The sequence below is a fragment of the Bacillus cereus group sp. BfR-BA-01382 genome, from assembly GCF_022663475.1.
In the GTDB taxonomy this organism is placed as follows: Bacteria; Bacillota; Bacilli; order Bacillales; family Bacillaceae_G; genus Bacillus_A; species Bacillus_A thuringiensis_S.
The window spans coordinates 1-12466 of the sequence record NZ_JAKUFQ010000069.1 but is presented as its reverse complement, the minus strand read 5'-3'; the positions used below and the strand labels follow the sequence as shown (position 1 = coordinate 12466).

Here is a 12466-nt window from a genome sequence, read left to right as displayed (position 1 = left end):
AAATTGTATAAGAACGATATAATAATAAAAAGATTTAGGGAGGAGGATACATTATGAGAAAATATAAAGCTATGATTATAAGTGCCTTAGTTACTTTAGGTATAAGTAGTTATCCTATTTCTGCACATGCTATTGATAATTTTGAAAATAAGCTTGTAGGGAGTGAAAACTCATATTTAAGAAGGGATGTATGGGGAAGTTCATATTGGGGGTCTTCTAATATTAGAGAATGGTTAAATAGTACCGATAGTGTAGTGAAATATACCAATCTTCCTCCAAGTTCTCAAAAATTAGGTAATACTGCATACGATATGGAACCAGGCTTTTTAACTACATTTACAAAGAGTGAACAAGAAGGTATAGCTGTTACGAATCACAGGGTACATGTGAACTTCCATGATGCGAATACTGGTGGGAAACATGGTGGTGGATTACAAAGACCTCCTGCACATGTTGATAACCAATCCCTATTGTTTCAACTTCCAAATATAGAGAGAGAAAAGATGGATTATTTTTATCGGAACGAAAAAGATAAAGTGTTTTTATTAAACATATGGGAAGTGTATGACTATATCCAAAAAAGAGGACTCCCCTTAACGAAATCCATTAGTAAATCTGCAAAAAATAAAAATAGTTACTTTAACGATACAATTCCTTGGCTTACATCGACTGGTTATGCTGAACAAGCTTCAGATAATGTTTCAACAGTAGGATGGGAAGATTCAGCTACAAGAATCTCCCGTGCTCAAGAAGCAAAAGGTGTAGTCCCTGCCATTCATTTAAAACCTGAATATAGATTGTCCAATAACATGTTGGCAAAAGACATGAAAATTGGGGACGAAGTTAAATTCGGGACATATTTAGGAAAAGAATTAGTATGGATGGTTGTCAATAAGTCCGAGGATAATTATCCATTATTAATTACTAAAGAAGTCATTGATATAAAGCCTTATGATACACCAGGGGATGATTCTTATTTATACTCTAATTATGTAAGGTTTGAAAAGGGAGACGTCGATATTACAAATGAACCGTTTCAAATGAGAGAGGAAGAATCCGATATAACACCACCTGTTTTTGAAGTGTTAAATAGAGAGGAATTAAATAAAAGACAAAACAAACAATTTGTTTTAAAGGTAAAGGTACAAGATAGTGAAAGTGGTTTAGATTATGTGCAATTACCTAATGGAAACAGAATTAAAACAGGGGAATTTGAATACACTTTTGCAGAGAATAAAGAATACAACTTTGTGTCGAAGGATAAGGTAGGTAATTACAGATACTCAGTTGTTCCAATTGGGAATGTTAACATTCCTTCAAAAGTGGAGATAAAAGCATCTACGGAAGGTTGGACGAATAAAGATGTATCTGTAGACATTTCCTCTACGAATGATGTGGGGTATGAAGGGACATATAAGCAAGATACCAGAGATTCTTGGCTTCCTATGTGGCAAAACTTCACAACCTATAAAGATAAGAGGGTGAAAATTACTGGAAATGTGGAATTTATAAATGCAAAAAGAGAACCTGTGAATGAAACTATAGGTGTAGGGTTTTCTTATATTTACATGGGTAATGTTGGGAGTGAATACACATTAAGAAGAACATGGACAAGAGCAAATAATTTTAAGTTGATTGACTTGAAAGGAAAAGGGAAGGTTCATTTTGAAGAAATATTCAAAATTCCTGATAATTATTATAAAGACTTACAACCATGGACACAAATTGATGTTCCTCACATTGACCATGATTTCACAGTGGAATATAGTGACTTAAAATACGAATTATTAGATAATGATGATTTTCAAGTAGATAAAATTACGCTACCAAATGGTCGTGAAGTGCACCAGAATGCCTATAGAGACACGTTAAGTGAAGAGGGAACTTATGTCTATAAAGTATTAGATAATCGTGGGAAAGAGACAGAGAAGACCGTAAAAGTGTTAATAGATAAGGATAATCCTGTATTAAATATTGAAGGAATACCTAACACTTTCACAAATAAGGAAATAGAATTAAAATTAAAAGCCAGTGATAGTAAAAGTGGTGTTTCCCGAATTGAATTGCCGAATAGCAGTCAAACAAATCAAGAAGAGATTTCGTACAAAATAAAAGCGAATGGAAGCTATACATTCAAAGTGTATGATAAAGCAGGGAATGTTACGGTCAAAACCATGCAGATAAATCAAATAGATATAACTCCTCCAGAGGTTTCGACAAACGTTTCTATTTCTCAGAATAAAAAAGAAGGATTTATTGATGTGAAGGCTACGGATAGTCAGAGTGGTGTAAGCGAAATAGTATTACCTAATGGGACAAAGCAGAGAGAATCATCAGTTCAATTTAAAGTAGACCAAAATGGCGTATATCCGTTTGTCGTATTCGACAATGCAGGAAATAGAAAAGAAGTAAATGTAAAGGTGAATGGATTAGAAATTCCTGTTTCTTCAGGTATTCAAAAGGTTGAATATACATTGGAGGGAGCGATTAATCAAGGATGGACTCTTTATAAAGAACCATTTATGATTATGAATGAAGGAATTACGACTGTTAAATCAAGAGTATATGATAAGGCAGGAAACATTTCGGAAACAAAGACGAGAGTTGTTAAGATTGATAAAACAAAACCGAATCAGAATCAAATAAAAATAGAGTTGACTGAATAGAGGGTCAGCTCTTTTTGTTTAGTTTTTTCATTGAATATAGTCTATATAAAATATATAATATAGGAATAAAATGGAGGTGCATATACATGATAAGTAAAAGGAAATTAGGCATAATGTTATTACTCTCTATCACTACAAGTGTATTTGTTGGCTGTTCTAATGAGAATACGCTTATGAAAAAAGATACATGGACTGTCAAAGAGTTAAAAACACAAAAAGAGATAAAATATGAATTGTTAGATGAAAGTGTATTGAATGAAGGTGAAATGAAATCTTGGTATGAAAAAGCATCAAAAGAAAAAGGTGTTCATTCTAAAACGGATAAAGAATACACTTATATTGTAATAGCAGACGGAAAGAAATTCACAACTGGATATGGTATTGAGTTGTTTGATGTAAGAAAGGTAAATAAGGAGATTGTCGTTGGCTATAACGTAGTGGAGCCTGAAAAGAACACAAGTATAGAAGAAAAAGAAAGCTATCCTCATATGATTCTTCGTATAAAAGCTGAAGATGGAAAAATTGTAGGAAAGAAAATAAAAGAAAAATAAAAAAAGAGACAGATTCTGTCTCTTTACCTGTATATAAAGGAAGATTAAAAATTATAATCGTCCCATCTCTCTCAAGTATTGTTCTCTGTTCTTTTTAAGTTCAGGCATTTCTTGAACAGTTTCTACACCTGCAACAATAACTCGATATAGAGAGTACGCAACTAAAAATAAAAAATAACCATCCAGTAATTCTTGTAACATACTATCATCTCCTTTTTTTTGTAGAGTTATCACAAACCCTTCCTGATTTCTATATTTACTTATCTTTAATTATATTATAATTAATTAGCATTAATTCGTCAATTATTTTTTCCTAAATAGTTATAAAAGCTACACTACGTGCATAGAGTGTAGCTTTTTTGTTATCTAATTTCATTAAACTTAATTCTATCTTTAATGAAGCCATCAACAATACCAATGTGTGCTTTTCCATTTTTATCAGGGAAACTATCTTCTAATACAACTTCACCTTTGTCAGTTTGTAACGTTGCTTTTAAATGAGAAGATACATACACTTTTGCATTTCTTGGTGCATTTTCTGGAATTAATGTATTCAGGCTAAATCCCTTTTCAGGAAGCGGTAGCTCATTCACATATTGATTAGAAGATGTGTAATGGTAACCATTATCCCCGACAATATCAATTGTATATTTACCCTCAATACGTGATGATTTGATTCTTTCATCTCGATATAAATCATAGTAAATTGCAAACTCGATATTGCCTCCTGCCATCATTTTCTGTGGCTCAAAAGCCCATTTAATTGGTTTAAATGTAGTTTGTGAAGGATTTACAACGTTCAACAATTCGAAGCCAGTAATATTTAAAGTTGCTAACATAACTTGATTACTTTCGATTCTTGCCACATTTCCGGCATTATCTACTAATACTAATGTAACTTGACCATTAGATTTTCCACTTAGTTCCCAAGGAATAGTAATCTTGTCTTTTGGAACAGTAGGTAGTACATATTCTTTATCTCCATCTATAATTTTCACCTTATTTATTCCAGATAATTTATCCCCTAATGTAATTGATAAATCTACCTTTTTAGAAGGAACAATTTGAGCACCATTATTGATAGCAATAGAGCCATAAGGAACTGTTTTATCTAAAACAATCGTTTGTTTGACCACTTTACTGACATTTCCAAGTGCATCTGCTACTTTCACATATACATCTTTTTTACCATCGCCTAAAGGTAAGGTGAATGGCAGTTTTTCACTAAATGGTTTTTCAATCCAATTGGTACCATCTACACTAATATACATCTTAGAAGGATAAGAATAGTTATCCTTTGCTGTAATAGAGAGCGTCACATTCTCCGTGTTTGTATAAGTGCTTCCATTATTAATTTGAAAGGAAGTCTCTGGTCCAGACTTGTCTAAAAAGATTCTATCAAAAACATCATCTGAAATGTTTCCTGCTAAATCTTTGTATTGTACAGAAACAGTTCGTATCCCTTCCTCATCTAATAGATTCCAATCTTTATCTTGTTTAAAAGGCTCAAACACAGACCAATTTCCATTGTCATTTTTAAAACGCATTTCATGATTTCCAGAAAGTAAATCCTGTGTTTTTAACTTCAATTTTACTTTTGTTTTATTTGTAACTAATAGCTCTTTTCTTAAATCTGCTATGTTTACGCTGTTTTCCATTTTCTCTGGACTTTTAGCCACGTCAGAGAATCCATAATTCCCATTTCGAGAGGTAATGTAATCTATTTTTTGTTGGTGAATAATGTTTCCATCTGGAAGACGAATTGCATTTAATCCCGTTGTGTTTACCTGAATGAGAGCATGTTCTTCATTTTGTTTCATGTATTGCACATCTAATTCCGACTTTGGTGTATCTTCTGCATGTACTGGCATACAAAAAAGAAAGGGAATTAGCAAGCTAAGTGAGGCAGTTAGTGAATATTTTGTTTTCTTCATGGATATCAACTCCTTTCGAATTATAAGATAAATCAAAATTGAATAAAGTAAAAGATGAAAAATATCTTATTTAGTTTTATCCTCGTCATTCATTTTATGTGATAACTATAGTCAATATAATAATGACGAAGGTCGAACAGCATAGAGCCGAAATAGTGGTTACCTATGTTGATATTTAATATATGCTAAATGCAGAGAAAAAACATAGGGGGTGTGGCAGATTGGATAGTCAAAAAAACAAAAAAATGTTATATGCGGTAGGGGGTTTAACAACACTCGCTATTTTAATGTTTGGATATCAGAACTTCTATCTCGCAAATCAACAAGAAAAAGTTGGAACAACTATTTATGTCGCAAAAGAGGATATTCAAGCAAAAACAGAAGTAAATGAAAGTATGTTTACACCTGTTCATATTGCCAAGGGTGGTCTTTTAAAAGGCTATGTGACAGATATTAGTCAAATTAAAGGAGCTCAATTAAAAGGTGGTTTGTTAAAGGGTGAGCCTATTGCAACACAACGTTTAGAATCGAAAAAAGAAAGCACAGATGAAAAGTTGAAAATAAAAATTCAATCAGAATTTATGCCAGACATAAAGAATTCAGATAACGTAAAAGTCTTTGTGTTACTAACGAATAAGCATTCAGAACAATCAGAAGTGCAGACATTATTTGCAAATAAAAAAATAGAAGTTTCTGCACAAGCACCTGAAGCAACACAAGCATCTAAATCAGAGTATTACCTTCAATTAACAGAAGATGAAGTGAAGCAGTATTACGATGCTCAATCAAAAGGGAAAATTATTATCTCAAAAATGATGAGCTTAGATACGTCAGAGATTAGTTCTGAGGGGGGATATAACCCCAACAGTGAGGTAGCAAAAGGAGCTTCAAATGAAGAAAAGAAAAACAATATGTCTGTAATTAGTTATGAAGTACAAGAAGGTGACACATTAGATGGTTTAGCAATTAAGTTCAAAACGGACAAAGAAACAATCAGTAAATTAAATGGTAACAAAGAAACATTCAAGTCAGGAGAAAATATCACTGTTCCTGCAAAATAAGAGGGGAGTTGGAGAGAAGTGAACAAAGAGAATACAAGCAAAATGATAGTATGTTACCCAATTTTATATGGAAATGGAATGAAATATACAGCTACAAGCATTGCTCATTATTATAAACAAAAATACCCTGATAAAAAAGTAGCATTAGTGGATTTCGATGTAAAGGTTCCTTATTTATGTGCTAATTTTTCGATGGAAGATAAGATTCATGGAATTGATAATTTAATTGAAAAAATTGATGGGGATTTCTTAAATGAAGAGCTATTTAAAGAGAATATGATTTCCTTGAAAAATAAAGTGGATTTATTAAAAGGTACGAAATTGCTGAAGAATTACAATTTAATTGAGAAAAAGCATGTTGAAAAAATAATTGATTTGTTACGTGCTATGTATGACTTTATCGTTGTAACAGTTTCACCAGATATTGATAATGCAGGAACAACCAACTCTTTATTCCATGGAGATGAAATCCTATTAATTGGAAGAAATAATTTTAATAATTTAGAAGCTCTTCCAACTGCTGTTCGAACAGTTACACATTTTAAACAGAATCATGTATCTGTAAAGTTACTATTCAACATGTTTAATGAGCATTCAAATATTGATTTTAGTAGGTGTGTAGGAGAGAACAATTTAAGTGTGATTGGCACTGTCTTTTACAACGAATCAAATGTTGATAATCAAAACCTGTTTAAATTTGGAGCAACAAGTAAACTGTTTTCGAATAAAAAACAGCATGAATATACCCAAATTATTGAAGCGATAGAGTAAAAGAGGTGAATGTACATGAATAACGTAAAAATACCAATGGTAATTCGTGATAATGAAGAAGCATTTAAAATTATCGAATTAAAACATAGTGTAGGGAAAACATTTCGATTTTTAGAAGTACAAGATATGTGTAATGCTCTGATAGTACGATTTGATGTGTATGAAACAGGTTTATTATCACTGGATAGACGATACGGAAACGTAAAATTTATCTATAAGGATGAAATGGATGAGTTTACGGATGAAGAAATTGTAGATTTATATGTATCTGATGTACAAGATGAAACACTTCCAGAAGAAGAGGTCATATATCGAAGATTAAAAGATAAGATTCAACTTGAAATGGAGAGCCCTGGGGGTACCACGAAAGAAATAGAAAAACACACAGAGCTATTAAAGAAATCAACGATTGATGAAAATGCAAGAAAATATATCATGAGTAAGATTAGAAAAACATTGATTACTTCGGATGAAGTGGATAAGTCAGATGTAGAAAAAATATCGTATCGACTGTTCGCTGATTTGTATGGGATGGGTGTTCTGCAAGAATTAGATGATGATCCTGATATGGGTGAGATTATGGTGAATGCTTGTACGTTTCCACATTTTAAATCTCGTATTTACTACATTAAAAAAGGAGTCAAATACGAATATGATAGAGAGTTTGAAACGTTAAATGAATTGATAAATGTGTTTAATAGGGTAATTGAATTCAATAAAAAGGAATTAAATGCTGTTGAAAATGCGATTGTCGAAGCAACCAGACCAAATCAAGACAGGGTAAACATCATTATTCCTGATGCCTGTCAAAACTATATCTTAAACATCCGTAAATTTACGAACTTTGTTCCTAACTTGAATATGATGAAGAAAAGTGGAACAGTTGATGATTTTATAGATAGATTAATGGATGTTTTAGTTCGTGGGAAAGCAAATATCGGGATTGGTGGACCAATGGGAACAGGTAAAACAACATTTATCAACTATGCATTAACGTACACTGAAAAAATCGAAAGAAAAGTTGTTATTGCTTCTGTAGCAGAAACGGATGTAGAACGTGTTTTGAAAGGTCACGATGTTGTTATTTTTAACGTAGATGAAGAAAAAGATTTTACATTCGATAAGCTTCTACGTACATCATTACGTACTACAGCAGACAGAGTAATCATCCCTGAAAGCCGTGGTGGAGAGTTTAAGCAATTGTATGAAGCTAACTTAAAGACCAGGGGGAATATGTTTACAGCCCATGCATTAGATGATTATTCATTTTTAGATATGTGTGTGGATATGTATATGTCCTCTCCTGATGTGGGAAATGAAAGTACCGTTCAAATTCGAAATAAATTATGTAAAGCGATAGATATTATTATCATGATGAGAAAAGTTGGTCGCGATATTCGTATTAAGTCTATTTCAGAAATCGTAACAAACGATAAAAATGAATTTGCAAAAATGAACTGTCTGTATGAATGGGACTTTGACCCAGAGGACCCATTAGTAGGAAAGTACAAAAGAACAGAAAATCGCATGTCAGATGCTTTAAAAAGCAGATTAAATGAGTGGGGAATTCCAATGTCAGAAATGAAAGACTTGTAAGCCGTTTTTATACGGCTTGCGATATTTAGAAGGGAGGCATTTCACTTGTTCCAATTACCAGATTTTAATATGAGTGGTTTAAAAAATCAATTATCTAATATCTTTACAATGGATAAAATCTTACCAGTTCTTATAAATGGGATTTTGATTATATCCGTTGTCATCTGTGCGATGGTTATTTTGAATTTAATCAATGAAAAACGCATGAGAGATAAATTACATGGAAAAACAAAAAAGAAAAAAGCTGAAGATGTCTTTTTAAATCGAGTTAGTTTATTCAAGCGATTTTATCAAAACTTAGAATTCTTCTTAATAGAAAAAGGAAAAGAAGGGTTATTAGACATCTATTATTATGGATTTTTAGGTGTGAATGCTTGCATTCTGATTGGATTTATTGCTGTGAAGCAGTATTTTCTTGCTATTGTGATTCCTTTATTTCTACTTTATATAGCAAACAAAATCATAAAAATGTTAGCGGTAGATTTAATGGAGCAAATTGAAGAACAATTACCCTCTGCAATTGACCATATTATTCGAGTTTCTTCAAAATATGGAGATATGAAAAGTATCATCTATGAAACAGCTCGTTCATGTGATAATCCTTTACGAGAAATATTAGAAAACATCTCTCGTAAAATGATTTCGGGAGATGCAGAAACGGTACTTTTACAATTTGGTGAAGAGTACGACAACGTATGGATTAATAGCTTGGTCTTTACGCTTATTAGCTATATGGAAGATGCGAGTAAGACTACAACGATTGAAAATCTTCGTCATTTAAGAAATATCTTAGAAAAAGAGAATAGATTGAAAAAATCTCGTGTAACAGATGCGAAATATTCTGTGGCAATTAACTATTTTATTGCTGTATTAGCTTCAGGAGCGGGACTACTAAATATTGTTTTAAACCCAAAAGGAAGAGAATTCTTCTTTAGTTCTTTCTTAGGTCTAATTTGTTTCTTGTTAGGCTATGGAGCTGTATTGGGAACGATTATGTTAAATATTAAAATGACAAGAGTGAAAAAAAGTAAATAATGAGTAAAAGGAATACACTGTATATCTTTTTACTCATTTGAAAGGAGTTGTTGGTTTCATGCATAATCTTTATATTCTTCCGTTGCTGATTGCATTTGCTTTGATTGGACTACATTTTCTAACATCTCAAAAGAGGGTAATGGAAAAGCCGTTTATGAATGACTGGTCCAACACATTGCATATTTTATCATTTGCAGTACCTTTTAAATGGTTTATCCAAACAGATACAAACGATAAAAAAGTAAAAGATATTAACCGTTTAATTATGGAAGCGAATGTTTCAAAGAAAATGAACTATCGAGTGTTCACAACGCTACAAATAGCCATTTTAATGATGTCTTTAGTAGTATTTTTCATATTAGTTATGCTTATGGATAATATCACGTTTTTAGTAAGTCTTTTATTCAACATTGATTTAACAGAAACGATGAAAAGTCCTGATGGTGTAATTAAGTTTAAATTCATTGTGGGAGCAATCTTACTACTATTATGTTTAGTTCCTAAGTTTTGGTTAAAGCGAAAAGCAAAAAAGAATAAATTTTCGTTTTTAAAAGACTTACCAATTCTGCAATTATTTATTATCTTAATGCTTCGCTCAAAAAGACCCATTAATGAGGTGCTATATTCATTAGCAAAAACAAAAACGAGATATAAGAGTATTTTTGAGGTAGGATATCGCATTTATGTTCGTGATAAAAAAGAGGGATTTAGATATTTAGAAGAATCGTTCGCAGGAACGAAATTCATGGATACAATTCGTATCTTATCTGAGTTCAATGAGTATTCACGAGAAGATGGGATTCAATCATTGGAGAATAATATGCAAGAGATTATCGAACACACGAATAATTTGAAGAGAAGCAAGGATTTATCCAATCTTGTGTACTCTCAAGCTTCTTTATTTATTCCGTTCTTGGCTGTTATCCTATTAGGACTGATTCCGATTGCAATGTACGGAAGTTCGTTACTGGATTCTCCTGCGGGACCATAAGAGAAACTCATTTGATAAAGAGAATGAAAAATTTCATTCTTTTTTTATTAATAATAAAAATGTATAATCCTTATATAAGGTTTTATCGAAATATATTTTTAGAGAAAATACAGCAATCGAATAGCATTAAGTGGGGGTGATTTACAGAATGAAAAGAATTATGTTGGGTATTTTAGGTGCTTTTCTGTGCAGTTTAGGGTTTATAATAGGATATATCATTATATATGAAGTTCCAAGTGGAACAAGTGAATGGTTATCGTTGGGGATGAAAAGTGTAGTGTTTGCAATTTTATTATTCGTATATGATTACATAAAGATGGTAATAAAAAGAAAAAGAACTATAATCAATTAATATGTGAGTAAGAATATAGGATAAATAGTATATAAGGAGTGTGAAATATGGAATTCAAAGAAATAATTCAGTATGTGGAAGAGAACAAAAAGGAACATTTTGAGAACATTTTAAAAGAAACAGAGCAAAAAGCTCATGAGAAAACTAAGAATGAAGATAAGAAAAATTAGGTTGCAATAAAATATATCATAGGAAAAAGCTTGTACTTACTGAGTACAAGCTTTTTTGTCATATAAAATAATGAATTCAAGAATGTTAATTGTGTTAGATTCAATAGATAAAAACGAAAGAATAATTCGTCTTATCGTTGTATAGAATGAAAAGATAAAAATGTAGAGATTAGGGAGGTGGCATGAGGATTGAAATATAAAATATTAAACGATTATGACATCAGATGCTATAAGCCAATTGGAAAGCATTCTTGTTTAATCCGAGTGTTAGAACCAGAATATAAAAAGGTGGGGATACCTTACCGTTTGAAAAACGAAAGTGATTTTTCTTCTGTCACGGAACTCTATTTTCATGACATTAGAGAAAATCTACCACAAAAAGAACGATTTATCTTATTCAATGAAGATATGGCCAATAATGTTATTGAATTAATATCTCAAAATCAATTTGATGAAGTTGTTGTGCATTGTAATGCAGGTCAAAGCCGTAGTGCGGGGATTATGTGGGGTATTGCTATGATTTTAAAGAATAAAAGGTTAGAAGAAGAGATACTTTTAGACTCATATTATATGCCAAATCCTATAGTTGTTAATAGTTTTAGAAAGGCATTAGACATGTAGTAGAACACCACAACTGAATATTTAAGTAAATAAGAGCATATAAGATAATATGATTCAAAAAAACAAAGATTCGTCAAGGTCAAACAAGTATTAAATGGTTTGAGCGAATAACATAGATGAATCTATCTATAATAATAAAAAGTGAATTGGAGGGATGTTGAATGAAAAATGTACTAAAAAAAATTAAAAACTCTAAGGGGTATGTATCAATTGAAACGATTATCGTGGCAGGTTTAATCATTGGATTAGGTGTAGCGACAGTAATCTTATTCCAAAACAAAGGAAATACAGTTACAGATAAAGCAATGACAAATATTGATACTGCAACAAGTCAATATAAAGTAGTAGACCCAAGTGCAAAACAATAAGGTAAAAACTACTTCAAAAATAACGTATAGAAGAAAGACCCTTCCGTAAGGTCGTCTTGTAATAAGGGTAACAGCTTATGCGAGATTAGAGGAGCTGAAAATAAAAAATAAACTAAAAAGAAAAATGGGGGAATGTAAAAATGAAAAAAATGTTAAACAAAGTAAAGAATTCTAAAGGATATGTATCAATTGAAACGATTATCGTAGCAGGTTTAATTATCGGCTTAGGTGTAGCAACCGTAATCTTATTCCAAAACAAAGGAAATACAGTTACAGATAAAGCGATGACGAATATTGATACTGCAACAAATCAGTATAAAGTAGTAGACCCAAGCACTGGTAAATAATTT

At 31.7% G+C, this 12466-nt stretch carries 14 protein-coding genes; 12 read left to right on the top strand and 2 right to left on the bottom strand.

Annotated features, from left to right (window positions below):
- Window positions 1-53: 53 nt before the first annotated feature.
- Entirely contained in the window at window positions 54-2666 is a 2613-nt protein-coding gene (locus tag MR160_RS22805) for an OmpL47-type beta-barrel domain-containing protein (RefSeq protein WP_242298094.1), read from the top strand.
- Between the two features lie 86 nt (window positions 2667-2752).
- A complete protein-coding gene (locus MR160_RS22800; RefSeq protein WP_098297406.1) occupies window positions 2753-3217 on the top strand; it encodes a protease complex subunit PrcB family protein in 465 nt (154 codons plus the stop codon).
- A 51-nt stretch (window positions 3218-3268) separates the two neighbouring features.
- On the opposite strand, the gene MR160_RS22795 is transcribed toward MR160_RS22800, so the two are convergent.
- Window positions 3269-3418, bottom strand: coding sequence for a hypothetical protein (locus MR160_RS22795; RefSeq protein WP_170951656.1), 150 nt, complete (start codon window positions 3416-3418; stop codon window positions 3269-3271).
- 161 nt (window positions 3419-3579) lie between these two features.
- Complete coding sequence (locus tag MR160_RS22790; RefSeq protein ID WP_242298093.1) at window positions 3580-5151, bottom strand: hypothetical protein; 1572 nt, start codon at window positions 5149-5151, stop codon at window positions 3580-3582.
- Window positions 5152-5372: 221 nt separating this feature from the next.
- Between MR160_RS22790 and MR160_RS22785 the strand changes: the two genes are divergently transcribed.
- The 10 genes from MR160_RS22785 to MR160_RS22745 all read left to right on the top strand — a co-directional run bounded on the left by MR160_RS22785 (window position 5373) and on the right by MR160_RS22745 (window position 12463).
- Window positions 5373-6212 (top strand): LysM peptidoglycan-binding domain-containing protein, encoded by an 840-nt coding sequence (locus tag MR160_RS22785; protein ID WP_242298092.1) that lies wholly within the window; start codon window positions 5373-5375, stop codon window positions 6210-6212.
- Window positions 6213-6230: 18 nt separating this feature from the next.
- Complete coding sequence (locus MR160_RS22780) at window positions 6231-6983, top strand: CpaE/TadZ family protein (RefSeq protein ID WP_242298091.1); 753 nt, start codon at window positions 6231-6233, stop codon at window positions 6981-6983.
- A 15-nt stretch (window positions 6984-6998) separates the two neighbouring features.
- Window positions 6999-8579, top strand: a complete 1581-nt coding sequence (locus tag MR160_RS22775) for an ATPase, T2SS/T4P/T4SS family (RefSeq protein WP_242298090.1) — start codon at window positions 6999-7001, stop codon at window positions 8577-8579.
- Window positions 8580-8624: 45 nt separating this feature from the next.
- Complete coding sequence (locus MR160_RS22770) at window positions 8625-9614, top strand: type II secretion system F family protein (RefSeq protein ID WP_242298089.1); 990 nt, start codon at window positions 8625-8627, stop codon at window positions 9612-9614.
- A gap of 58 nt (window positions 9615-9672) precedes the next feature.
- Entirely contained in the window at window positions 9673-10605 is a 933-nt protein-coding gene (locus tag MR160_RS22765; protein WP_086877958.1) for a hypothetical protein, read from the top strand.
- A 148-nt stretch (window positions 10606-10753) separates the two neighbouring features.
- Entirely contained in the window at window positions 10754-10957 is a 204-nt protein-coding gene (locus MR160_RS22760; protein ID WP_098297410.1) for a hypothetical protein, read from the top strand.
- A gap of 47 nt (window positions 10958-11004) precedes the next feature.
- On the top strand, window positions 11005-11127 hold the full coding sequence (locus MR160_RS34895) for a hypothetical protein (RefSeq protein ID WP_255258608.1): 123 nt from the start codon (window positions 11005-11007) through the stop codon (window positions 11125-11127).
- Window positions 11128-11316: 189 nt separating this feature from the next.
- Window positions 11317-11748 carry a protein-tyrosine phosphatase family protein gene (locus MR160_RS22755; RefSeq protein WP_086877961.1) on the top strand — a complete coding sequence of 144 codons (432 nt, stop codon included), beginning with the start codon at window positions 11317-11319 and terminating at the stop codon, window positions 11746-11748.
- A 161-nt stretch (window positions 11749-11909) separates the two neighbouring features.
- Window positions 11910-12116 (top strand): hypothetical protein, encoded by a 207-nt coding sequence (locus MR160_RS22750; RefSeq protein ID WP_061662377.1) that lies wholly within the window; start codon window positions 11910-11912, stop codon window positions 12114-12116.
- Window positions 12117-12256: 140 nt separating this feature from the next.
- The gene (locus MR160_RS22745) at window positions 12257-12463 is read left to right on the top strand and encodes a hypothetical protein (RefSeq protein WP_061662378.1); all 207 of its coding nucleotides are present in this window, start codon (window positions 12257-12259) and stop codon (window positions 12461-12463) included.
- Window positions 12464-12466 lie beyond the last annotated feature (3 nt).